General features: G+C 69.5%; 22 protein-coding genes. 10 read left to right on the forward strand and 12 right to left on the reverse strand.

Going from position 1 to position 21981, the window contains the following annotated elements; genetic code table 11:
* Positions 1 to 130 precede the first annotated feature (130 nt).
* The 3 genes from pdxH (at position 131) to HYZ11_16685 (ending at position 3104) form a co-directional block, all read left to right on the forward strand.
* Positions 131 to 778, forward strand: a complete 648-nt coding sequence (pdxH, locus tag HYZ11_16675; GenBank protein ID MBI3129244.1) for a pyridoxamine 5'-phosphate oxidase — start codon at positions 131 to 133, stop codon at positions 776 to 778.
* Between the two features lie 248 nt (positions 779 to 1026).
* On the forward strand, positions 1027 to 1557 hold the full coding sequence (locus HYZ11_16680) for a hypothetical protein (GenBank protein MBI3129245.1): 531 nt from the start codon (positions 1027 to 1029) through the stop codon (positions 1555 to 1557).
* A gap of 329 nt (positions 1558 to 1886) precedes the next feature.
* Complete coding sequence (locus HYZ11_16685) at positions 1887 to 3104, forward strand: tetratricopeptide repeat protein (protein MBI3129246.1); 1218 nt, start codon at positions 1887 to 1889, stop codon at positions 3102 to 3104.
* Positions 3105 to 3116: 12 nt separating this feature from the next.
* Here the strand turns inward: HYZ11_16685 and HYZ11_16690 are convergent, their stop codons facing one another.
* The 7 genes from HYZ11_16690 to HYZ11_16720 all read right to left on the reverse strand — a co-directional run bounded on the left by HYZ11_16690 (position 3117) and on the right by HYZ11_16720 (position 10650).
* Positions 3117 to 3878, reverse strand: coding sequence for a TlyA family RNA methyltransferase (locus HYZ11_16690; GenBank protein MBI3129247.1), 762 nt, complete (start codon positions 3876 to 3878; stop codon positions 3117 to 3119).
* Positions 3853 to 5787, reverse strand: coding sequence for a 1-deoxy-D-xylulose-5-phosphate synthase (locus HYZ11_16695; protein MBI3129248.1), 1935 nt, complete (start codon positions 5785 to 5787; stop codon positions 3853 to 3855). The genes HYZ11_16690 and HYZ11_16695 overlap by 26 nt, the downstream gene beginning before the upstream one ends.
* A gap of 97 nt (positions 5788 to 5884) precedes the next feature.
* On the reverse strand, positions 5885 to 6775 hold the full coding sequence (locus tag HYZ11_16700; protein ID MBI3129249.1) for a polyprenyl synthetase family protein: 891 nt from the start codon (positions 6773 to 6775) through the stop codon (positions 5885 to 5887).
* A 7-nt stretch (positions 6776 to 6782) separates the two neighbouring features.
* Positions 6783 to 7082, reverse strand: coding sequence for an exodeoxyribonuclease VII small subunit (xseB, locus tag HYZ11_16705; GenBank protein ID MBI3129250.1), 300 nt, complete (start codon positions 7080 to 7082; stop codon positions 6783 to 6785).
* 261 nt (positions 7083 to 7343) lie between these two features.
* Positions 7344 to 8765: an exodeoxyribonuclease VII large subunit gene (gene xseA / locus HYZ11_16710; GenBank protein MBI3129251.1), complete on the reverse strand. Its 1422-nt coding sequence runs from the start codon at positions 8763 to 8765 to the stop codon at positions 7344 to 7346.
* Positions 8765 to 9640 (reverse strand): bifunctional methylenetetrahydrofolate dehydrogenase/methenyltetrahydrofolate cyclohydrolase FolD, encoded by an 876-nt coding sequence (folD, locus tag HYZ11_16715; protein ID MBI3129252.1) that lies wholly within the window; start codon positions 9638 to 9640, stop codon positions 8765 to 8767. The genes xseA and folD overlap by 1 nt, the downstream gene beginning before the upstream one ends.
* Positions 9641 to 9678: 38 nt before the next feature.
* The gene (locus HYZ11_16720) at positions 9679 to 10650 is read right to left on the reverse strand and encodes an aminopeptidase (protein ID MBI3129253.1); all 972 of its coding nucleotides are present in this window, start codon (positions 10648 to 10650) and stop codon (positions 9679 to 9681) included.
* A 707-nt stretch (positions 10651 to 11357) separates the two neighbouring features.
* Here HYZ11_16720 and HYZ11_16725 point away from each other — a divergent pair.
* The 7 genes from HYZ11_16725 to HYZ11_16755 all read left to right on the forward strand — a co-directional run bounded on the left by HYZ11_16725 (position 11358) and on the right by HYZ11_16755 (position 16412).
* Entirely contained in the window at positions 11358 to 12503 is a 1146-nt protein-coding gene (locus HYZ11_16725) for a response regulator (protein MBI3129254.1), read from the forward strand.
* Complete coding sequence (locus tag HYZ11_16730) at positions 12503 to 12919, forward strand: hypothetical protein (GenBank protein MBI3129255.1); 417 nt, start codon at positions 12503 to 12505, stop codon at positions 12917 to 12919. The genes HYZ11_16725 and HYZ11_16730 overlap by 1 nt, the downstream gene beginning before the upstream one ends.
* 211 nt (positions 12920 to 13130) lie before the next feature.
* Positions 13131 to 13532, forward strand: coding sequence for an NUDIX hydrolase (locus tag HYZ11_16735; protein MBI3129256.1), 402 nt, complete (start codon positions 13131 to 13133; stop codon positions 13530 to 13532).
* A 159-nt stretch (positions 13533 to 13691) separates the two neighbouring features.
* Entirely contained in the window at positions 13692 to 14369 is a 678-nt protein-coding gene (cysE, locus tag HYZ11_16740; GenBank protein ID MBI3129257.1) for a serine O-acetyltransferase, read from the forward strand.
* Positions 14366 to 15526 (forward strand): cysteine desulfurase, encoded by a 1161-nt coding sequence (locus HYZ11_16745; GenBank protein MBI3129258.1) that lies wholly within the window; start codon positions 14366 to 14368, stop codon positions 15524 to 15526. Before cysE ends, HYZ11_16745 begins: the two co-directional genes overlap by 4 nt.
* Positions 15523 to 15903 (forward strand): iron-sulfur cluster assembly scaffold protein, encoded by a 381-nt coding sequence (locus HYZ11_16750; protein ID MBI3129259.1) that lies wholly within the window; start codon positions 15523 to 15525, stop codon positions 15901 to 15903. The genes HYZ11_16745 and HYZ11_16750 overlap by 4 nt, the downstream gene beginning before the upstream one ends.
* 50 nt (positions 15904 to 15953) lie before the next feature.
* Positions 15954 to 16412, forward strand: a complete 459-nt coding sequence (locus HYZ11_16755; GenBank protein MBI3129260.1) for a GyrI-like domain-containing protein — start codon at positions 15954 to 15956, stop codon at positions 16410 to 16412.
* A 239-nt stretch (positions 16413 to 16651) separates the two neighbouring features.
* Here the strand turns inward: HYZ11_16755 and HYZ11_16760 are convergent, their stop codons facing one another.
* The 5 genes from HYZ11_16760 to HYZ11_16780 form a co-directional block, all read right to left on the reverse strand.
* Positions 16652 to 17782: a class I SAM-dependent methyltransferase gene (locus HYZ11_16760; GenBank protein ID MBI3129261.1), complete on the reverse strand. Its 1131-nt coding sequence runs from the start codon at positions 17780 to 17782 to the stop codon at positions 16652 to 16654.
* 50 nt (positions 17783 to 17832) lie between these two features.
* Positions 17833 to 18321 (reverse strand): transcription elongation factor GreA, encoded by a 489-nt coding sequence (locus tag HYZ11_16765; GenBank protein MBI3129262.1) that lies wholly within the window; start codon positions 18319 to 18321, stop codon positions 17833 to 17835.
* 36 nt (positions 18322 to 18357) lie between these two features.
* Complete coding sequence (locus HYZ11_16770; GenBank protein ID MBI3129263.1) at positions 18358 to 19314, reverse strand: aminotransferase class IV; 957 nt, start codon at positions 19312 to 19314, stop codon at positions 18358 to 18360.
* A 320-nt stretch (positions 19315 to 19634) separates the two neighbouring features.
* Positions 19635 to 21260: a hydantoinase B/oxoprolinase family protein gene (locus tag HYZ11_16775; GenBank protein MBI3129264.1), complete on the reverse strand. Its 1626-nt coding sequence runs from the start codon at positions 21258 to 21260 to the stop codon at positions 19635 to 19637.
* 131 nt (positions 21261 to 21391) lie between these two features.
* Positions 21392 to 21981, reverse strand: a 590-nt coding sequence (locus HYZ11_16780; GenBank protein ID MBI3129265.1) for a hydantoinase/oxoprolinase family protein, incomplete at its 5' end; no start/stop codon positions are given.

The following is a 21981-nucleotide window of genomic DNA, read 5'->3' on the forward strand; positions in this document are numbered from 1 at the left end:
GCGCCAAGCCGGAAAGTCACCTCTCGGATACGAAAGTAGCCGCTCTCCCTCTCCCTTTGGGAGAGGGCCGGGGTGAGGGGAATGCCGTGGAGCGAAATTATCCCTCATCGGAAGAGGGAGTGAGGCAATCATGACCGACCGCATCCAGGCCCTGCGCGGCGCGCCCCTCGACCCCGGGAACGTGGACCCGGACCCCCTCGCCCAGTTCCGCCGCTGGTACGGCGAGGCGGCCGAGGCGGGGCAGCTCCAGCCGGACGCCATGCACCTCGCCACGGTGGACGAGGCGGGCCGGCCCTCGGGGCGGATGGTGCTCTACAAGGACCCCCAGGAGTTCCGCCTCGGGGTGGCGGGCTTCCCCTTCTTCACCCACACCGGGAGCCCCAAGGCGCGCGACCTGGCCGGGAACGACGGGGCGGCCCTCACCTTCCATTGGTCCGTGCTGGGCCGCCAGGTGCGCGTCCGGGGGGAGGTCCGCCCCCTGCCGGACGAGGCCGCCGACCGCTACTTCGCCGGCCGGCCCGAGGGCTCCAAGCTCGGCGCCTGGGCCTCCCCCCAGAGCCAGCCCATCGAGAGCCGCGAGGCCCTCATGGCCCGGGTCGAGGAGGTCCGCAGGCGCTTCGAGGGAAAGCCCGTCCCCCGGCCCCCCCACTGGGGCGGCTACTGGCTCGATCCCCACGAGGTGGAGTTCTGGCAGCACCGCGACGACCGCCTGCACGACCGGGTGCTCTACGCCCTCGGGGCGGGGGGAAAATGGGCCCGCCGCCGCCTCGCCCCCTGACTTCCGGATATCTAAATCCTTTAACTCCAGTCACTTGCGTGAATTTTCCCCGGCCGCACATGACCAATCATGCTATAAAAGGCCTATACTGAATACCGAAAAGCGGTCTCCCATCCCAGGAGGCGAGTGTTTACTTTCAAACCACCCCCCCAATGCCTCCCCCCCTGAGGGGGGAAGGAAGAATCCCGCCCCCTTGGGGGAGGGAGCCCTGAGCGGAGCGAAGGGCGATGGGGGGAAAGGAGAGCCCCATGACCGCGTCGGCCACCCACACCGGAGCCTTGCTCGCCACCGGCGCCCGCGCCCGGAGCGTCCTGATGGAGGGCATCGCCAGCGGCCTCCTCGGCGCCCTGGCCGTGGCCCTGTGGTTCTTCCTGCGCGACCTCCTCGAGGGCCAGCCCCTCCACACCCCGGGCGCCCTGGGCCAGAGCCTGGCCGCCCTCCTCGAGGGCCGGGCCGCCCGCGCCGCCGCGCCCGGCGACTCCTTCCCGGGCTCGCTGGTCTTCATCTACAGCGTGGTGCACGGCCTCGCCTTCGTCGCCGCGGGGATCGGCGGCGCCCTGGTGCTCGACTTCGGCCGGCGCAACCCCGGCTGGGAGCTCTACGCCGTCCTCTTCCTCGCCACCCTGGGGATGTGGTTCACCTTCCTCGGCATGATGCTCGTGGGGGTGATCTTCGAGGCCGTGACCATCGTGGACATCCTCATCGCCCACCTCCTCGCCGCCCTCGCCATGGGGGCGTACTTCTGGAGGAGGCATCCGGAGGTGATCGGGGGGGTGTAGGGGGGAGAGAACGAGAGGGGCAGAACTAAAGCAGCGGAGCGTTGTCGCCCCGGCGGGCCATTTCCTTAAAGGCCTCCTCCCATCCTTCGCGCAGCTTCCGGACCGGCGAGATTTCCAGCACCTTTCCGCGCACTCTAATCTCGGCTTCCTCTCCGAAACCGCACCGCGCGAGGAGGGATTCGGGGAGCGGTAGAATGCGGGAATTGCCGATGCGGATGAGGTGGATTTTCATTTTTGCACCTCCACATATCGAACTTTGCGCACCATGTCTTTTATTATACTATATATTCTAGCGCCATTAACAATCAGAAGATGCGAAGGAGCTATTCTTGAGTTTGGTCGTAGCTAAAAAAACCAACAAATTTTTCTGTATCGTTGGCGACTCACAGCTTACACTGACAAATGCCACTCACCAGAATCCCTTGCAGGGGATACTTAAGTCGGTGATTCTTTCAAGCAACCTATGCGTAAGTTTCGCAGGAAACCTGCATTTTGCAGAAGAAGCAATACGAACTATCCCTTCAATAGAGAAATCGACCCTTCAAACTGTCATCGACCACTTTTTACGTTGGCACGAGAAATCAACAGAAGCCCATGCCTCTACCACAGATTTCATTCTTGCCATTGGCGAGCCTCACTTTTGCCTCATCGCAATCAAAGACGCAAGAGCCAATAATGTTGAAACAACTTGGATTGGAAATCAGGATGCATTTTCAGAATTTCAAGAATACATGCAGACAGAAAAATTTCCGCCTTTGCCACATCCACCCGAGGGAAATCTAGCCGCCTCAATTTCGGCCATACTCTGTCCAGAACATCCGGACGCCGATCATTCGACATATACACGTATGAACAATGCAATGGATGCCGTCATCTATAACCAAAAGCATAAAGACGTGGGTGGATTCAAGATTCCAATCGCGACGCACAAGAATGACTTTTGTTATATGCCGTATATGCGGGTTTACCCGGAACCGGTCGTATTGCCTCCTGTGGGAGCAGAAAAAGTTATTCCTTTCGGGACCGTGGAACAGGGCGGATATGCAATAAGCTTCATGATTTCTGATTCGGCCTATCCGGCGTGTGCCGCTATACATATTTTGCAGGCCAAGATAGGCGTTGTCTTTCTCCCAGACACAACCAATATTCCCAAATCATCTTATATCTTTCAAAACATTGACGAGATAGAATTCCGAGAGATGGTCGACAGAGAATATGGAATCAAGGGAGGGGGGCTTGACAATTACGTTGCTCGAGGTGTTCGTCTGGCCAAACAAGGGCGATTTGAAGAAGCACTAGAAGATCTGAATAAGGCTATTCAACTAAATCCGGTTGATGCAGAGGCATACAACAATCGAGGTGGTGTATTTTGTATGTTAGAAAGGTTTGAACTCGCTATCGCTGATTTTTCTAAAGCCATCGAACTTAATCCTACATACCAAAAAGCATACTTAAATCGTGCTAAGACCTTTGAAAGAATCGGGAGGACTCAAGAAGCTACGAACGATATGCAGACAGCAAATACATTAAGAAGCGTTCCCCGTTGAACTGCACTCCTACTACTCAGTGTTATCCCCCCCCACCCACACGAAAAACTCCTTGTTCCCCTTCGTGCCCGTGATGGGGCTCTCGCACAGTGCCCGGAAGGACAAACCGTTCTCCCCGGCGAACGCGCGGACGCCCGCGACGGCCTCGGCGTGCAGGGCCGGGTCGCGGACGATGCCCCCCTTCCCCACCTTCCCCTTCCCCACCTCGAACTGGGGCTTGACGAGGACGAGGATGTCGGCCCCCGGGGCCAGGAGGGCGCGGACGGGGAGGAGCACCTTGGTGGCGGAGATGAAGGAGACGTCGATGACGGCGAGCGTGGGCCGCTCCTCCCCCGCCGCGGCCCGGAAGGCCCCGGGGGTGAGGTGGCGGGCGTTCACGCCCTCCAGGAGGGTGACGCGGGGGTCGTTGCGGAGCTTCCAGTCGAGGAGGCCCTTGCCCACGTCCACGCAGACGACGCGGCGGGCCCCGCGCTGGAGGAGGCAGTCGGTGAAGCCCCCCGTCGAGGCGCCCACGTCGAGGCAGAGCCGGCCCTCGGGGGAGAGGCCGAAGGCGTCCAGGGCGCCCGCGAGCTTGAGCCCGCCGCGGCTGGCGTAGGGGACGGGGTCTTCGAGGAGGGAGATGCCGGCGTCCGGGGCCGTCGGGGCACCCGCCTTCTGGACGGACTTGCCCTCGACCAGGACGCGCCCGGCGAGGATGAGGCCCTGGGCCCGCTCGCGGCTCGGGGCGAGGCCCCGGGCGACGAGGAGCTTATCCAGCCTTTCGGTTCTTGCCATGTCCGGCGGTCTCGCCGGGGTCCTCCGCCTCGATGAGGTCGCGCGCGGCCTGGGTGATGTCGCCGGGGGTGAGGCCGCAGTGCTCGCGCTGGATCTGGGGCGCCCCGTGCTCGATGAAGCGGTCGGGGAGGCCCAGGTTCCTCACCCGCACGCCCGCGAGGCCCTTGGCGGCCAGGAGCTCCAGCACGGCCGAGCCCATCCCGCCCATGAGGCAGCCTTCCTCGATCGTCACGACACGGCGGCACTTGCGCGCCAGGCCCAGCACCCGCGCCTCGTCGAGGGGCTTCACGAAGCGCAGGTTCAGCACCGCCGCCCGGATGCGCAGCTCGGCGAGCTGGGCGGCGGACTCCATCGCGAGGCCCACCATGGGGCCCAGGGCGACGAGGGCCACGTCCTCCCCCTCGCGGAGGAGCTCGGCCTCGCCGAGGGCGAGGGGCTTGATCTCTTCCTCCATCGGCACGCCCTCGCCCGCCCCGCGCGGGAAGCGGACGGCGGCCGGGCCGGGGTGCCCGATGGCGGTGAGCAGCATGCGCTGGAGCTCGTTCTCGTCCTTGGGGGACATCACCACCATGTTGGGGATGCAGCGCAGGTAGGCGAGGTCGAAGGCCCCCTGGTGGGTGGGGCCGTCGTCCCCCACGAGGCCGCCCCGGTCCAGGGCGAAGGTGACGGGGACGTTCGTCAGGCAGACGTCGTGGACGATCTGGTCGTAGGCCCGCTGGAGGAAGGTGCTGTAGATGGCGGCCACGGGCTTGTAGCCCCGGAGCGCGAGCCCGGCCGCGAAGGTGACGGCGTGCTGCTCGCACATGCCCACGTCGAAGCAGCGGTCCGGGAACTCCTTCTGGTAGCCGGTGAGGGCCGTGCCCTCCAGCATGGCCGCGGTGATGGCGACGATCTTCTTGTCCTCGCGGCTGAGCTTGGCCAGGGTGTCGGCGAACACCTTGGAGTAGCTCGGCGGCCCGGCGGCCTTCTTCTTGAACTTGCCCGTCTCGGGGTCGAACTGGGTGACGCCGTGGTAGGTGACGGGCTCCGCCTCGCTGTAGGGGTAGCCGTGGCCCTTGCGGGTGATGACGTGGACGAGGTTCGGCCCCTTGAGGTTCCGCACGTTGCGCAGGGTGGGGATGAGGAGGTCGAGCCGGTGGCCGTCCACCGGGCCGATATAGCGGAAGCCCAGCTCCTCGAAGAGCATCCCCGGCACGACGAGGTTCTTGAGCGAGTCCTCGAACTTCTCCATGAAGCCCACCGCCGTCTCGCCCACCAGGGGGACGTGCGAGAGGAGCTTCTGCACCTCGTCGCGCACCTTGCGGGCGCGGTTGGCCCACTCGCCCGTCATGATGCGGGCGAGGTAGGAGCACATGGCCCCCACGTTGGGCGAGATGCCCATCTTGTTGTCGTTCAGGATGACGGTGAGGTTCCGGCCGGCGTCGCCCGCGTTGTTGAGGGCCTCCATCGCCATGCCGGCGGTGAGGCTGCCGTCCCCGATGACGGCGACGACGTGGAAGTCCTCCCCCGCGAGGTCGCGGGCCGCCGCCATCCCGAGCGCGGCGGAGATGGAGGTGCCGCCGTGGGCCACGTTGAAGTGGTCGTACTCGCTCTCCCGCCGGTCCGGGAAGCCCGAAATTCCCTCCCACTGCCGCAGGGTGTGGAAGCGGTCCCGGCGGCCGGTGAGGATCTTGTGGGCGTAGGCCTGGTGGCCCACGTCCCAGATGAGCTTGTCGCGGGGGGTGTCGTAGATGTAGTGGAGCGCCACCACCAGCTCGGCCGCGCCGAGGGAGGCGCCCAGGTGGCCCCCCGTCATGGAGGTCACCTGGATGATCATGTCCCGCAGCTCGCTCGCGACCTGCGGCAGGGCCTCCTGGGGAAGCTCCCGCAGGTCGGCCGGGCAGTTGACGCGCTCCAGCAGCTCGCCCATCGTCGTCTCTTCTCCGAAGCCATCGCGAACGGGGGACGAGCGGGCAGCCGGTCCCTTCCGGGGCCCCCTCCGGGAGAATCACGATCCTAAGGAATGTTCAGGATCTCCGCAAGACAATAAAACGAACCAGCCCCGCCAGGGCGGGCGCCCCGCCCGGCAGGGGCGAAAGGGCGGCGAGCGCCTCCTCGCAGGCCTCCCGCGCCATGCGCTTCGAGGCCTCGAGGCCGTGGAGGGCCGGGTAAGCCGCCTTCCCGTGCGCGGCGTCCGAGCCGGCCGCCTTCCCCATCTGCTCGGGGCTCCCCTCCACGTTCAGGATGTCGTCCACGATCTGGAAGGCCAGCCCCGCGCGCTCGCCGTAGCGGGCGAGCGCCCGGAGCGCCCCCGCGTCCCCTCCGCCCAGGAGCCCCCCCAGGCTGACCGAGCAGCGGATCATGGCGCCCGTCTTGAGCCGGTGGATCTCCTCGAGCTCCCGGGGGGCGCTCACCTTCCCGCCCGCGCGGATGTCGAGGAGCTGCCCCCCCACCATCCCGGGGGCGCCCGCTGCCTCGGCCAGCATGCGCACCCCTTCGAGCACCCGCCCGGCCCCCGCCCGGCGGACCATCTCCTCGTCCGCCATGAGGCCGAAGGCGAGGGTGAGGAGGCCGTCCCCCGCGAGGATGGCCGCGGCCTCGCCGTGCACCTTGTGGTTGGTGGGGAGGCCCCGCCTGAGATCGTCGTCGTCCATGGCGGGCAGATCGTCGTGGATGAGCGAGTAGGTGTGGATGCACTCCAGCGCGCAGGCCGCCGGCAGCACGGCCCCGGGGTCGCCCCCCACGGCCTCGGCCCCCGCGGCGCACAGCACCGGCCGCAGGCGCTTGCCTCCCGCGAGGAGGCTGTAGCGCATGACACGGTACATCTCGGGCGGCGCCCCGCCCCGCTCGGGCACGCGCCGGCCGAGCTCCTCCTCGACGCGCGCCGCCCACTCGCGCAGGTAGGCCTCGGCGTCCACGGCGGCCTCAGGATTCATCGTCCTCCTCGTCCTCTTCCTCGTCCTCCTCGAAGGCCTGGAGGGAGAGGGCGTCCTCGGTCTCCCCCGCCAGCTCCTCGATGCGCTTCTGGGCCGCGTCGAGCTGTTGGCGGCAGAAGCGGAAGAGGCCCACCCCCTCCTCGTAGAGCCCCACCGCCTTCTCCAGCGGGGGCTCCCCGCCCTCCAGCTCCTCGACGATGGCCTCCAGGCGCTCGAGCGCCTCCTCGAAGCTCTTGGGCGGGCCGCCCTCGGGCCCCTTGCTGTCCCCGCCCTTCCTCGCGGCGCTCATGCCGAATTTCCCTCCGATTGGGGTGCCCCTGAACCGCGCCGCCCTGCCCGTGTGCCAAAGAACAACATGCCTCGTCGGTTTTCCCCCTCCCCCTCCGGGGGAGGGGGAGGGGGAAGATTCCCATAAGGCTTTTCCCTCCCCCCCTACCCCCTCCCGGAGGGAGGGGGAGAAACACGGCTGCTCTCCCTTTGGAAGAGAGGGGCCGCGCCACGAGAGCGCTGGCCGCGCATATGCGGCGGCCAGCGATCAATCCGGCGAATTTTACCCCGAGGGGCTCGCGGGAGGGGCGGCGGTGCCGCCTTCTCCCCGGCTCTCCTCGACCCGGCAGACCAGCGTCCCCCGGTGGAGCCGGAGGCGCACCCGCTCCCCGGGCGGGGCCTGGCCCGCCTCGCGGAGGAGGGCGCCGTCCCGCTCCCGGTAGGCCAGGCTGTAGCCCCGGGCCAGGACGGCCAGGGGCGACACCCCTTCCAGCCGCCCCGCCTGGGCGGCCAGGGCGGATTCCTTTCTCTCCCGCAGCCGGGCCTGGGCGGCCGCGAGCCGCTTCAGCCGATCCACCAGGCTCTCCCCGCACGCCTGGACCCGGACCCGCGGCGAGGCGGCCTGGAGGCGCGGCACGAAGGCGGCCAGCGCCGCCTCCCGCGCCCGGCCCGCGTGGCGCGTCTCCCGGAAGAGGCGGCGGAAGAGCCCGTCCATCCGCTGGGCCAGGGCCTCGAGGCCCGCCTCGGGCCGGCGGAAGGCGCGCTCCCGGCCCAGATCGGCGAGCCGCTCCTCCGCCGCGTCCAGCCGGGCGCGGGCGCAGCGCGCCAGGGGGAGGGGGAACCGCCGGAGGTCGCGCGCGAGCGCCAGCCAGCCCCGGGCCGCACGCTCGGCCGCCGCCGTGGGGGTGGAGGCGAACTCGTCCGCGGCGAGGTCGGTGAGGGCGGTGTCGATCTCGTGGCCCACCGCCGAGAGCACGGGGGTCTCGCAGGCGGCGACGGCGCGCGCGGCCTCCTCCTCGTTGAAGGCCCAGAGGTCCTCCCGGCTCCCCCCGCCCCGGCCCACGATGATGAGGTCGGCGGGGCGCCCCAGCCGCGCGAGGCCCCGGTCCGCCCGCCGCAGCGCCGCCGCGACGGAGGCGGCGGCGCCCTCGCCCTGGACGCGGGTGTGCACCACGACCACCTCGACGATGGGCGCGCTCTCCCGCAAGACCCGGAGCATGTCCCGCAGCGCCGCGCCCTCGCGGCTCGTGACGAGGGCCACCCGGCGGGGGCGCTCGGGCAGGGGCACCTTGCGCGAGGGGTCGAAGAGGCCCTCCAGCGCCAGGCGCTGGTGGAGCTGGCGGAAGGCCACCTCCAGCGCACCCTCCCCCAGGGGCTCCATCGAGAGGGCGCAGATCTGGAAGCGCCCGTCCCGCTCGTAGAGGGTGATCTGGCAGCGGACGAGGACGCGCATCCCGTCCTGGGGCTGGAAGCGGAGGAAGCGCCTCCGCCCCGAGAACATCACCGCCCCCGCCTTGGAGGCGGCGTCCTTGAGGTCGAAATAGGCGTGGCCCGAGGGGTAGAGGCGCCAGGAGGAGATCTCTCCCTCCACCAGCACCTCGCGGAACTCCTCCTCCAGCAGCCCCTTCACCCGGGCGTTGAGCTGGGAGACGGTGAGGACGGGAGGCCGGGCGGGGGCGGCCCGCGGCCCGAGGAGGTCCACCATCAGCGGCCCTCTCCCAGGGCGCGGAGGCGGAAGGCGCGCACGGTGTTCACCATGAGCATGGCGATGGTCATGGGGCCCACGCCTCCGGGCACGGGGGTGATGGCCGAGACCTTGGGGAGGAGGGCCTCATAGTCGCAGTCTCCCACGAGCTTCTCCCCCACCCGGTTGATCCCCACGTCCACCACCACGGCCCCCTCGCGCACCATGTCCGCCGTGACGAAGCGGGCCTTGCCGATGGCGGCGACCACGATGTCCGCCTCGCGCGCCACGGCGGGGATGTCCCTCGTGCGGGAGTGGCAAATGGTGACGGTCGCGTTCTCGTGCAGGAGGAGAAGCGAGAGCGGCAGGCCCACGATCTTGCTCCGCCCGATCACCACGGCGCGCTTGCCCGAGATCTCGATCTCGTAGTGCTTGAGCATCTCGATCACCCCGGCCGGGGTGCATGGCTTGAGCAGGCCCTGCTTGGGGGCGAGGAGGCCGAAGTTCTCGGGGTGGAAGACGTCCACGTCCTTCCCGAGGGCCACCCGGCGCAGCACGGCCTCCTCCTTGATCTGCTTGGGCAGGGGAAGCTGGACGAGAATGCCGTCCACCGCCGGGTCGGCGTTCAGCCTGTCGAGCAATCCTTCGAGATCGCGCTGCGAGGTTTCCGCGGGGAGCCGGTGGTCGAAGGTGGCGATGCCCAGCTCGTTGGCCTTCTTGCCCTTGAGGCGCACGTAGACCTGGGAGGCGGGGTCCTCCCCCACCAGGACGACGGCCAGGCCCGGCGGGCGTCCCGCGCGGGAGGCGAGGCCGGGGATCGCGGCCTGGAGCTCGCCGAGCAGCTTGTCGGCGACGGGCTTTCCCTTGAGGACGGTCGCGGACGAGGTCTGGGTCACGGAACCTCCGGCGGTGCGAGGCGGGCGGAATCGAAGCGTCAGACGGTGATCTTGCCGTCCTTCACGATGACCTGATCGTCCGCCCAGACGGTGGGGCGGTCGAAGATCATGTCCACGTGCAGGGGGGCGACGACCTTCCCCCCGATGCTCCCGCTGTCCCCCACGGCCATATGGCAGGTGCCCCAGGCCTTCTTGGCCTCGCGCATCGTCTCTCGGGCGCGGCAGGCGGGGTTGGTGCCGATGGCGAACTCGGCCACGTTCTTGGCCAGCTCGCCGTACTCCTCCAGGAGCCGCCAGAAGCGCTCGGCCGCGGGGCTCCCCGTGATGGAGGCGACCTTGCCTCCCCGCACCTCCAGGCGGATGGGCTCCTTCACGAAGCCCAGGTCCTTGCGCTCGATGGAGAAGGGGTTGACCATCACCCCCTCCGCCGAGCCCTCCACCGGGCTCATGGCGGCCTCCCCGTCCGGCACGGCGGTGAACTCCCCCGGATTCCGCGCCACCCCGACCAGGGGGAAGCAGGTGCGTCCCTCCAGGGAGAAGCGCATGTCCGAGCCCTCGGGGGTGGTGAAGCGGCCCCGCTTGGCCCGGGTGAGGATGTCCGAGAGCTTGCGGGTGGTGCGCGCCACCTCGTCGTAGTCGGCGAGGGCGCCCCCGGCCACCATCATGTCCTCCCGCCAGCCCCACATGTCCAGGATGCGGGCGCCCTTCTTCAAGGCCGCCCGGGCGGTGTCGGTGTGGACCGTGGCGAAGCTCGTCTGGAGCACCACCACGTCCGAGGCCGCCATGGCCGCCCCCACCTGGGGCAGGGGGTCGACCCCCCCCATCTGGTGGGGCGGCATGTGCATGATGGCCAGCTTCGCCCCCGCCCCGCTCAGGGCGTGGGCCAGGGCCTCGGTGATGGAAGCGGGGCGGTCCGGATCGGTGACGAGGATGGCCCGCTCCCCCGGCTTCACGGCCAAGACCTGCTCCACCAGCCGGCGGGCCGTGGGGGCCATGTTGTATTTGATCATGGCGCTCTCTCCGCCGCGGGAGGCGTTTCGGGAATCCTTGGAAAATGAGCCGGATGAGAGGAAAATCCCCCAGTGCGGCCCATTATAGAAGCCCCCTCCGGGGGGCCGCAACCCGGGGGCGGAAGGCAAGGACACCTGAGGGCATTTTCTGTAGGGGCGGTTCGCGAACCGCCCCTACAGATTCGAATCGGCAAGGGACGTTTGTAGGGGCGTTCCATGGAACGCCCCTACGGGATACCTAAACCAACCACGTGGAAAGGACGATCATGCCCGGCCCCAAGACCCCCTGCCTGACGGTGGAACATCGAGATGGAGGGGGACGCCGTCCTCATCGAGCGCAGGCCCTCCCGCCCGGCTGGGCCCTGACCCTCCAGGGCCGCGGGGGAGAAAACCCCCGATGCGGCCGGGCTGGCCGGCACCATGAAAAGATCTGAGCCTGGGAATAAATGGGATATAGGGGTGTTAATTTCGCGGAAACAAAGATATTCCCGGGCCGGGTTGAATGTACAGGAGGGTGCGCGGAGCCATCGTGAAACTGGGCTTCAAGCCCCGCCGCCGCCCAAATCCCGGGAACCGGCGGGGGGAGACGCCGCGCGAGGCTGCCCCACCGCGTGCAATCTCTCCTCGGGAAATTCTGCTTCTCCGCCTACGCGACGTGCCCCTACTTCCCGGAGCGCGGGAGGGTGCGGGGGACAGAGGGCGAATCCATGGAAACCCAATGGGAAGCCCCTTCCATTGGAGGGAACGGTCCAGGAATGAAGCGCGTCTTGATCGTGGACGACGATATGCGAAGCCGGCTCCTGCTGATGGCCATGGTGGAGTACATGGGCCATGAGGCGGAGGACGCGCGGGACGGGTTCGAGGCGCTCGCCAAGGTGCGGCTGGGCTTCGACCTCGTGCTCCTCGACATCGTGATGCCCGGGATCGACGGGTTCGAAGTGGTCCGGCAGCTCCGCGAGGACCCCGAGACGGCCGACCTGCCCGTCCTCATGGTGACGGGGATGGACAGCAAGGAGGAGCGCATCCGCTCCATCCGGGTCGGGGCGAACGACTTCATCTCGAAACCGGTCGACTCCACGGAGCTCTCGGTGCGCATGTCCTTCCTCCTCAAGATGAAAGAGGCCCAGGACGAGATCAAGCGCACCCGCGCGGAGCTCCAGGAGATGCTCGAGAAGCGGACTTCCATCCTGCGCAAGTCGCTCGAGGAAATGGCCAACGCCCAGCGCATGGCCCACGAGGCGCAGCTGGAGACCATCCACCGTCTCGCCGTGGCCGCCGAGCTCAAGGACAAGGACACGGGGGCTCACATCAAGCGAATGAGCCGCTTCTCCTCCCTCGTCGCCCGCGGCCTGGGCCTCCCGCCGGGCGAGGTGGAGATGGTCTTCCGGGCGAGCCCGATGCACGACGTGGGGAAGCTGGGCATCCCCGACAAGAACCTGCTCAAGCCCGGCAGGCTCGACGAGGAGGAGTGGCGGGTGATGAAGCAGCACACCGTCATCGGCAGCCGCATCCTCGGGGGCTCCTCTTCGGATCTCTTGCGGGCGGGGGAGGTGATCGCCCTCTCCCACCACGAGCGCTGGGACGGGAGCGGCTACCCGGCCGGCCTGCGGGAGGAGGAGATCCCGCTGTGGGGGCGCATTTGCGCCGTGGCCGACGTCTTCGACGCCCTGACGAGCCCGCGGCCCTACAAGAAGGCCTTCCCCAATGAAGAGGCATACGCGCTCATGCAGGAGGGGCGCGGCACGCATTTCGACCCCCGCGTGCTCGAAGTCTTCTTCGATCGATTGGAGGAGGTCGAGGAAATCCAGGCGCGGCACAGGGATGAAGAACTGCTCTGCGGATTGGAGGGGTGATGCTCAAGCAGTGCTGCCATTGCTTCAAGATCCTGGGGACGGACGGGGGGTATCACAGCCTCGGGCTTCCGGGCCCGATCGCCGAGCTTTGGGTGAGCGACTCGCTCCGGAGATTCGTCCCCGTGTCCCACGTTGTTTGCGGCGACTGCCTCGATGGCCCGGCGGCCGCCTCCGCGGGCGGACCCGAGGCCGTCCGGCTTGAGACGTGCCCGTTGCAGGCCCACTCCGAAGATTTCGGGTTGCTGTGCTTCAACCCGGGCACCGGGGAAATCTTTGAACCGCCGGCCGAGGTGAAGCGGGACTTCTGCGACGGCACTTCACATTTCCGGGTTTGCCCGTTCTTCCGCATCTTCCGGGAGGCTCCGGAATCCCTCGGCCGTGGCGCCGCCGAAACGAGAAAGGGCGGCGCAGCCTGAAACGCCGCCCTTTGGGGGAATGTGAGCTTTCGTCGGCTCAGCCCCAATAATTCCTTCCACGCCGTCACTCGCTCTTTATTCTTTTAAAGGCCCCCCAGGCGGAATCAAGGACTCCGCCAAGAAGCGGCCTCGACTCTTATCTGAAAGTAGGGGCGAGGCATGCCTCGCCCCTACGGACGAAATGCGCGGAACCGCATTGAGGGACGACCCCATGCCCGGCCTCAAGACCCCCTACCTGACGGTGGACGTGATCATCGAGATGGAGGGGGGCGTGGTCCTCATCGAGCGCAAGAACCCGCCCCCCGGCTGGGCCCTCCCCGGGGGCTTCGTGGACTACGGCGAAACCCTGGAAGAGGCGGCCGTCCGGGAGGCCAAGGAGGAAACCTCGCTCGACGTCGAGCTCCTCCGCCAGTTCCACGCCTACAGCGACCCCCGCCGAGACGCCCGCCAGCACAACGTCACCGTGGTCTTCCTCGCCCGGCCCGTGGGAGGCGCCCTCCGGGGCCGGGACGACGCCCGCCGCGCCGCCGTCTTCCGGCGGGAGGACCTCCCTCCCCTGGCGTTCGATCATGGCGAGATTCTGAGGGATTATTTCGAGGGAAGGTATCCGTAGGGGCGCGCGGCCGCGCGCCCCTACAAAGCCATCACGGCCCCCCCTCGCCCCACCCCCCGCCCCTCGTGTTACCATGGCCGTAGCGGCCCCGGGCGGGGCCGGAAGCCTTTGGGGAGATCGCCCGTGCTTCGCACGCTCTTCCGCCTCCAGCGGCGGGCCATGTATTTGATTCGGAAGGACATCCAGGCCGCCCTGGAGCGCGACCCGGCCGCCCGCTCCAAGGCCGAGGTCATCCTCTGCTACCCGGGCTTCCACGCCATCGTCATGCACCGGCTGGCCCACTTCATCTGGCAGCGCGGGTTCTGCCTTCTCGCGCGCTGGCTGAGCCACATCAGCCGCTTCCTGACCGGCATCGAGATCCACCCCGGCGCCCGGATCGCGGAGGGCTTCTTCATCGACCACGGGATGGGGGTGGTGATCGGCGAGACCTCGATCATCGGGCGCAACTGCACCATCTACCACGGAGTCACTCTGGGGGGCGTGAGCCTCCAGAAGGGGAAGCGCCACCCCACCCTGGAGGAAGGGGTCGTCGTCGGGGTGGGCGCCCGCATCCTGGGCCCCCACGCCATCGGGGCGGGGAGCCGGGTGGGGGCGGGCTCGGTCGTGATCTCGAACGTCCCGCCCGGCTGCACGGTGGTGGGGGTGCCGGCGCGCATCGTCTTCCGGGACGGCGAGGGCAAGCTCGATCAGCCCGTGCCCCTGGCCTTCAACCACCACCTGCTCCCCGACCCCGTCGAGGGGGCCATCCAGGCCCTCAACCTCCGCATCGCCCATTTGGAGCGGGAGCTGGACCAGCTCCACGAGTCGGCGGGCCGCGAGCGGCGGAAGCTGGAATGAGGCGGGTCTATCTCGATCACAACGCCACCACCCCCGTGCGGCCCGAGGTGGCCGAGGCCATGCGGAGGTGCCTGGGCGCCCTGTTCGGCAACCCCAACAGCATCCACTCCTTCGGGCGCGAGGCGCGCGCCGCGGTGGAGGAGGCACGCGCCCAGGCGGCCGCCCTCATCGGCGCGGAGCCCGAGGAGATCCTCTTTACCTCGGGCGGCACCGAGAGCGACAACCTGGCCCTGCGCGGCGCCCTGGCCGCGGCGGGGGGCGGGGGGCACATCGTCACCACGGCGGTCGAGCACCACGCCGTCCTCGACACCTGCAAGGCCCTCGAATCGGACCGGCTCCAGGTCACCTACGTCCCGCCGGACAAGGCCGGCCGGGTGGCGGCCGGGGACGTCGCCGGCGCCATCCGCCCGGACACCCGCCTCGTCTCCGTCATGTGGGGGAACAACGAGGTGGGCACCCTCCAGCCCGTCCGGGAGATCGCGGCGCTCTGCCGGGAGCGGGGCGTCCCATTCCACACCGACGCCGTGCAGGCGCTGGGCAAGGCCGGGATCGACGTGCGGGCGCTGGGGGCGGACTTCCTCTCGGCGAGCGCCCACAAGATCAACGGCCCGAAGGGCGCGGGCTTCCTCTACGTGCGGAAGGGCGCAAGGCTCGCCCCGCTCCAGACCGGGGGGGGCCAGGAGCGGGATATCCGGCCCGGCACCGAGAACGTCCCGGGCATCGTGGGGCTGGGCGAGGCCTGCCGGCTGGCCCGCGAGGAGGGACCCGCGCTCGCCCGCTCCCTCGCCGCCCTGCGCGGCCGGCTGGAAGCCGAGGCCTGCGAGCGCATCCCGGACACGGTGGTGAACGGGGACCCGGACCGCCGCCTGCCCGGGACGGCCAACCTGAGCTTCCCCGGCGCCGAGGGGGAGACCCTGCTCATCCGGCTGGACCTCGAGGGGATCGCCGTGAGCACGGGCTCGGCCTGCAGCGCGGGCTCGACCGAGCCCAGCCACGTCCTCCTGGCCATGGGCCTCCCGATGGAGGTGATCCGGGGGTCGCTGCGCTTCAGCCTGGGGTGGGGCAGCACCGATGCGGACGTGGACCGCCTCCTGGAGGTGTTGCCCGAGGCCGTCCGTCGGGTGCGGGCCATGGCTCCCCGGGAGAAAGCGCGGTGACGGCCTACAAGGACGAGCACCACTACAACGAAACCGTCCTCGCCCACATCGCCGAGCCCCACAACGTCGGCACGATCGAGAACGCGGACGCCGTGGGCCGGGGCACAAACCCGGCCTGCGGGGACGAGGTGACGCTCTACCTGCGCTTCGAGGGGGGCAAGGTCGCGGAGGCCAAGATGGAGATCCTGGGCTGCGGGGCCATCACGGCCTCGATGAGCAGCCTGACCGACCTGGCGCGCGGCAAGACGCCCGAGGAGCTGATGGCCCTGACCGCCGAGGAGATCGCCCTGAGCGTGGGCGGGCTCCCCCGCCACAAGCGCCACTGCGCCCAGCTCGCCCAGCGCGTGCTGCGGGACGCCTTGAGGGGGCGGGGGTAGGGGCGCACGGCCGTGCGCCCCTACATTCATCCGTTGCAAGGGATCAGGAAATGGCCATAGAAACGATCCGGGTGGAGCAGCGGGAGCACCAGCGCGGCGCCGCCCTGGCGGTGGAAGGGGACGCCACCCCCGAGGCCGTCGGCAGGGCGTGGGGGCGGCTCCTCCTCCGCTGCAAGGGTGTCCCCTCCGCGGGCCCCGCCTTCGGCCTCCGCCACCCGGACGGCCGCTACGAGGCCTGCTGGGCGCTCTTCCCCGGCCACCCCCTCCCCGAAGGGCTCCACGAGACGGAGGCGCCGGGCGGCTGGTACGCCGCGGCCGTCCACGCCGGCCCCTATGACGGGATCGAGGAGACCCTTCGGCTCATCCTCGACGAGTGGCTGCCCCATGGTGGATTCCGCCGCCGGGAGGGGCCCATCGCCGAGCGCCTCCTGACCGATCCGCGCGAGGTGGCGGAAGGAGAGCTCCGGACGGAGATTCTCGTGCCGCTCCGGCCAGACCCGGCGGAGTGAATCGCCGGCATCACGGGCGAAAATTACGCGCCCCTGAATCCCCGTAGGGGCGGTTCGCGAACCGCCCCTACAAACACATCGTGCCTTGTGTCTTCTGTAGTCTTCCGCAGGGGCGGCCCCTCCTACGGGGGGCCGACGCCTTTTGCTCCGGAGACGGAGGCCCTTCGGAGGGCGAAGGCCCCCGCGGCCATCCTTCCGGGGCAGTCACGGGGGCCTGCCCCCTATCTTTTCATCCCCGCCTATTCCCCCGGCTTCTCGCAGGCGAAGACCCAGTGCGTCCCCATCCGCGACAGCAGGGGAACGCGCTGAAAGATGATCTCCGCGGGCAGGGCGAAACGCGCGTACTGCTCCTCCGTGCAGCCCGGGAAGAGCCGGGCGGCGGGGCGGTGGAGGCCGGGCAGGAAGGCGTAGCTCCCGAGCCAGAGGAGCCTGAGCCCCGCCCCTCCGGCCAGGGCGGCGATCTGCGCGCAATCGAAGCTCGCGTGGGGGTAGGCCTTGCCGGCGGCATGATCCTCCTTCACCAGGTTGCGAGGCGGAAGCACGGCCGGGAAGAAGAGCCCGGCCAGGCGCTCCAGGAGGATGAGGGGGTTGAGCAAGTGGAAAGGGAGAAGGCATCCGGTGTTATCGGTGCTGGCGATGAGGACCCCGCCGGGCGCGAGAGTGTCCGCGATCTCGCGCATGGCCCGGGACGGGTCGGCCAGGTGCTCGACCACCTCCAGGCAGGTGACGAGCCCGAAGGCGCCCCGGCGGACCGGGAGCCGGGCGGCGTCGGCCTGGACGGCGGGCCGGCCGGTCTTCCGGGCGGCCCGGCGGAGGGAGAGGGTGTCGAGGTCGAAGAGGAACACCTGATGGCCGACCCGGACGTGCTCGATGCTCACCTCCCCGGCGAGGCAGCCCACGTCCCCGGCGCGCCCGCCCTGCCGGGAGAAGCGGCGGAGCCACCGCCGCGCGTGGCGCCTTCTGAGGTGGTGGGCCGGGTCCACCCGCGCCACGGGCCGCTCCCCGAACTCCGCCTCCAGGTCGGGCAGCGGGTTCGCCACCCCGGCGTCCCCCTTCCGCTCCCGGCGGTAGTAGGCGGCGACGGCATCCCCGCCGTCCAGGAGGCGCCGGAGGAGGTCGGCCTCGCGGGCGTGGCGGCGCAGGTGCCAGGCGCGGTGGGCCGCGTAGTGGAGGCCCATCCAGGCGAGGAGGGCCGCCCGCATCCCAGCGCCGGCCCCGATGAAGTAGGCCGCCCCTCCCCAGGCAAGGAGCCCCGCGAGGTAGACCCGCAGGCGCATGAGGCGGGGGAGCCACTCCGGCGCCCACAGCGGCACCGGCGGCCGGCCCGCCTCGGCGGCGAAGCTCAGGGGATGGGGGTCCGCCGGGCCCATGCCCGCGCCCCCGCGGCCTCGCGGATCGGGGGCGGCGGCGCCGGGCCGGTTCACGGCAGCTTGGAGAAGTCTATCTTCTGGACGGAGACCACTTCGAAGGTGCGCTTCCCGCCGGGGAGCTGGACGGTCACCTCGTCGCCGGGCTCGCGCTGGAGGATGCCCTTCGCGAGGGGGGCGGAGTAGGCGATGACGCCGTTCGAGAGATTGCTCTCCTCCTCGCCCATGATCTTGTAGGTGACCTCCTGGTCCTTGTCCACGTCGAGGAGGGTGACCTGGGTGCCGATGGTCACCTTGTCCCCGTTGATGGGAAGCTCCTCGATGAGGGCCGCGTCCTGGATGCGCTCGAGGATGCGGCCCACCTCGTGCTTGAGGGTGGCCTGGAGCTCGATGGCCGCGTCCCACTCGGCGTTCTCGCGCAGGTCCTTGTAGGCCGCCGCCTTGGCGAGCTCCTGGGCCACCTCGGTCTTGAGGCGCTGCTGGATGGCCTCGGCCTTCTCCCGGAGGCGCTGGAGGCTCCGGCGTGTCAGGTAGTACGGCATCGCTTCCTTCCTAACCCTGAATGGGCGATTGGCCGGTCACACCGCCGCGGGCTTGGCCGCGATCCCCGCGGCGTCCGGACGGCCCGGCGCCCCCGGCGAGGCGCGGCGGACGCGGAAGTCGAAGCCCGTCTCCCCGGCGAAGGCGTCGATGAGCCGCCGGGTGATGGGGCCTGGCACGGGCGCCTTGGGGCGGAAGCTGTCCACCTCCCGCACCGGAAGCGCGCAGATGGCGCTCGAGGTGAGGAAGAACTCCTCCGCCTGGGCCAGGTCGTAGAGGGTGAAGTCGCGCTCCTCGCAGGGGATGCCCAGCCGCGCGGCCAGCTCGAAGACCGCCTTGCGGGTGACGCCCTCGAGGATGTTCCGCTCGGGCGGCGTCCAGAGCGCGCCGTCCCGCACCATGAAGAAGTTGGCGGATGAATTCTCGGCCACGTTCCCCCGGATGTCCAGCATGAGCGAGAGCGAGCCGCTCGCGGCGGCGTCGAGCTCGGCCAGGATCTGGTTCATCTTGCTCGTCACCTTGGCGCGCGCCTCGATGCACTCGGGCGGCGTCCGCCGGGTGGGCGTCACCGACACGCGCACGCCCTTCTCGTACTTCTCGGGGATGTCATCGAGGGGCGCCGGCCGGTGGAAGATGAACACCGTCGCCTTGCGGGGGGCGCCCGCGGCCATCGAGGGGGTATCCTCCCCGCGGGTCACCCAGTGGCCCACCCGGCAGAGGCCCTCCGGGTCGATGCGGCAGAGATTCGTCTCGTGGAGCGCCAGGGTGGCCTCGCGCATCTCCCGCTGGCTCAGGCCGGGGTCCACCCGGATGTAGCGCAGCGAGCGGTAGAGCCGGTCGATGTGGTCGTCCAGCCGGTAGAGCTTGTGCCCGAAGCAGGGGGTGATCTCGTACACCCCGTCCCCCCAGAGGAAGCCCCGGTCGAAGGGCGAAACCCGCGCCAGGCCCTCCTCGACGATCTCTCCGTTCAGGTAGGCAAAGCGATCCCCCGGCATCCGGCCTCTCCGTCCCCGCGTCGCGAGGCAAAAGAATGGCGGCGCCGCCTATTTTCGCAGGTGGCACCGCGGAATGGACTCCTCGTCCTTTCCCGGGATCATACATGGAACCGCCGCGCGCGGAAAGGGGGGAATCACCCCCGGCGCAAACGTCCGTAGGGACGGGTTTCAAACCCGCCCCTACACGAAAAACCGCATCATCCCATCCGTAGGGGCGAGGCATGCCTCGCCCCTACATTGCCCGCCGGCCGGCTGCCTCCGTAGGGGCGGCCCCCCGTGGCCGCCCCTTTTGGGTGTGGGGCAGGCACGGGGGCCTGCCCCTACGGGTTCTTATCCCGTCCGCGATTTCCCTTTAGGCTGGCCTTGTCTTTCTTCCCCGGCCGCCCCCACCCCCCGCCGCCCGGGGTCTCGATCCGGATGACGTCCCCGGCCCGGGCCTCGACCCGCGCCTTACCCGGAAGGCGGATGGCCTTCCCGCCCCGGAGGAGGCTGTTGCGCCCCGTCGCCCCGGGCCGGCCACCCTTCAAGGGATAGGGCGCGAGGACCCGCCGCTCGGTCATGAAGGAGACGGTGGCATCGGCCCTGAGCTCGATCTCGCGCACGATGCCGTCGCCCCCCCGGTGGAGGCCCCGCCCGCCGCTCCCCCGCCGCACGGTGTAGCGCCTCACCCGGAAGGGGTAGGCGTGCTCCAGGGCCTCGACCGGGGTGTTCATGGTGTTGGTCAGGTGGGTGTGGATGGCGTCCTCGCCGGGGCCGAGGGGGCCTCCGCCCATCCCGCCCCCGGTGGTCTCGTAGTAGGCATAGGATTTTCCGCCGCGATGGCCCCGCCGGGGATCGAGCCCCCCGATGGAGAGGTTGTTCATCGTCCCGCACGAAGCGGCCGGGACGATCCCGGGGCAGGCCTGGGCCAGGGCGCCCAGCACAACGTCCACCATCCGCTGGCTCGTCTCGACGTTCCCGCCCGCCACCGCCGCCGGGAAGACGCTGTTCACCACGGTGCCCGGGGGCGCAATTACTTCGATGGGGTCCATGCAGCCCGCGTTGTTCGGGATGTCGTAGGGCACGAGGCAGCGCACGGCGTAGTAGGCCGCGGTGCGGGCGATGCTCTCGACCGCGTTCACGCTCCCCCGCGTCTGGGGGGCGGAGCCCGTGAAGTCCACCCGCAGCCGGTCGCCCTTCACCGTGACCTCGACGCGGATGGGCACGGGGCCCGAGCCCGCGCCGTCGTCGTCCATGAAGTCCTCGAAGCGGTAGGCGCCGTCCGGGATGCTCCGGATGGCGGCCCGCGTCATCCTCTCGGCGTAGGCCTGGAGCTCCCGGGTGTAGCGCAGCGCCGCCGGAAGCCCGTGCCGGCCGATGATCTCGAGGAGCCGCCGCTCCCCCACCCGGTTCGCCGCGATCTGGGCCGAGAGGTCCCCCTCCCGCTCCTCCGGGGTGCGCACGTTGGCGAGAATGAGGGCCAGGACGTCTTCCTCTACCTTCCCCCCGCGCACGAGCCTGACGGGCGGGATGACCACCCCGTCCTGGAAGATCTCGGTGGTGATGCTCATCGAGCCCGGGGCCGAGCCCCCCACGTCGGCGTGATGGGCCCGGTTGGCGGCGTAGTAGACGAGCCTCTTCCCCGCGTAGACCGGGGCGATCAGGGTGATGTCGGGCAGGTGGTTCCCCCCGTGGAAGGGGTCGTTCAGCGCCACCATGTCCCCGGGGTCGAGCCTCATCCGCCCGATCACGTACTCGACCGACATGGGCATGGAGCCCAGGTGGGCGGGCAGGTGGGCGGCCTGGGCGGCCATCCGCCCCTCCGCGTCGAAGAGGGCGCAGGAGTAGTCCCGCCGCTCCTTGATGTTGGGCGAGAACGAGGAGCGGCAGAGCGCCACCCCCATCTCCTCCGACGCCGAGAAGAAGAGGCTGCGGAAGACCTCGAGGAGGATGGGGTCGGGGGATATTTTCCTGGCCACGCCTGTTTCACCCCCTCAGGATGTCATTCCGAGGGAGCGCAGCGACCGAGGAATCTGCTTCACGTCTTGAAAAGCAGATTCCTCGCTGCGCTCGGAATGACAGGCTTTGGGCACTTCAGTCATTGTGCCCCCTCGCACACCAGATTCCCCCGCCCGTCCACCCGGCACGTCCACCCCGGCGGCAGCACGGTCGTCGCGCTGAACTCGCTGACGAGGGCGGGGCCCCGGAAGCGGTCCCCGGCCCGCAGGAGCGCCCGCTCGTAGAGGGCGCCCCGGACCTTCTTCCCCTCGAAGATCATGGGGGCATGGCCGAGCCGGGCCCGGGCGCCGTCCCGCCCGCCCGAAGGCGCCCGCGCGGCGGGGGGGCTCTCGACCTTCCCGATGGCCCGCACCCGGAGCGTCACGATCTCGGCGGGCCGCTCGGGGTTGGAGGTGCCGAAGCGCGCCTGGTGCAGGGCGTCGAAGCGCCGGCGCAGGCCGCCCTCTCCCTTCCCGCCGCCCCTTCCTTTCATGGGCACCGTGATCTCGTAGGACTGGCCCTGGTAGCGCAGGTCGGCCATGCGCTCGACGAGGGGCCGGGGAAAGCCCTCCTCCCTCAGCTCGCGCCGGGCGCGGTCCGTGAGGGGCTTGAAGAGTTTCTCCAGCGCCCCCGGGGACGAGGAGGCGGGGAGGAGGACGGTGCGCCCGTAGTCCTTCACCACGTCGGCGG

Source organism: Candidatus Tectomicrobia bacterium, from assembly GCA_016192135.1.
In the GTDB taxonomy this organism is placed as follows: domain Bacteria; phylum UBA8248; class UBA8248; order UBA8248; family UBA8248; genus 2-12-FULL-69-37.

Coding starts and splice junctions, on each gene's coding strand:
- HYZ11_16690 (MBI3129247.1), bottom strand. CDS start 3,878: ATGGCAAGAACCGAAAGGCTGGATAAGCTCCTCGTCGCCCGGGGCCTC.
- HYZ11_16760 (MBI3129261.1), bottom strand. CDS start 17,782: ATGGGCCCGGCGGACCCCCATCCCCTGAGCTTCGCCGCCGAGGCGGGC.
- HYZ11_16735 (MBI3129256.1), top strand. CDS start 13,131: ATGCCCGGCCTCAAGACCCCCTACCTGACGGTGGACGTGATCATCGAG.
- xseB (MBI3129250.1), bottom strand. CDS start 7,082: ATGAGCGCCGCGAGGAAGGGCGGGGACAGCAAGGGGCCCGAGGGCGGC.
- HYZ11_16695 (MBI3129248.1), bottom strand. CDS start 5,787: ATGGGCGAGCTGCTGGAGCGCGTCAACTGCCCGGCCGACCTGCGGGAG.
- HYZ11_16765 (MBI3129262.1), bottom strand. CDS start 18,321: ATGCCGTACTACCTGACACGCCGGAGCCTCCAGCGCCTCCGGGAGAAG.
- HYZ11_16730 (MBI3129255.1), top strand. CDS start 12,503: ATGCTCAAGCAGTGCTGCCATTGCTTCAAGATCCTGGGGACGGACGGG.
- HYZ11_16770 (MBI3129263.1), bottom strand. CDS start 19,314: ATGCCGGGGGATCGCTTTGCCTACCTGAACGGAGAGATCGTCGAGGAG.
- HYZ11_16720 (MBI3129253.1), bottom strand. CDS start 10,650: ATGATCAAATACAACATGGCCCCCACGGCCCGCCGGCTGGTGGAGCAG.
- HYZ11_16745 (MBI3129258.1), top strand. CDS start 14,366: ATGAGGCGGGTCTATCTCGATCACAACGCCACCACCCCCGTGCGGCCC.
- cysE (MBI3129257.1), top strand. CDS start 13,692: ATGTATTTGATTCGGAAGGACATCCAGGCCGCCCTGGAGCGCGACCCG.
- HYZ11_16680 (MBI3129245.1), top strand. CDS start 1,027: ATGACCGCGTCGGCCACCCACACCGGAGCCTTGCTCGCCACCGGCGCC.
- pdxH (MBI3129244.1), top strand. CDS start 131: ATGACCGACCGCATCCAGGCCCTGCGCGGCGCGCCCCTCGACCCCGGG.
- HYZ11_16725 (MBI3129254.1), top strand. CDS start 11,358: ATGGAAACCCAATGGGAAGCCCCTTCCATTGGAGGGAACGGTCCAGGA.
- HYZ11_16755 (MBI3129260.1), top strand. CDS start 15,954: ATGGCCATAGAAACGATCCGGGTGGAGCAGCGGGAGCACCAGCGCGGC.
- xseA (MBI3129251.1), bottom strand. CDS start 8,765: ATGGTGGACCTCCTCGGGCCGCGGGCCGCCCCCGCCCGGCCTCCCGTC.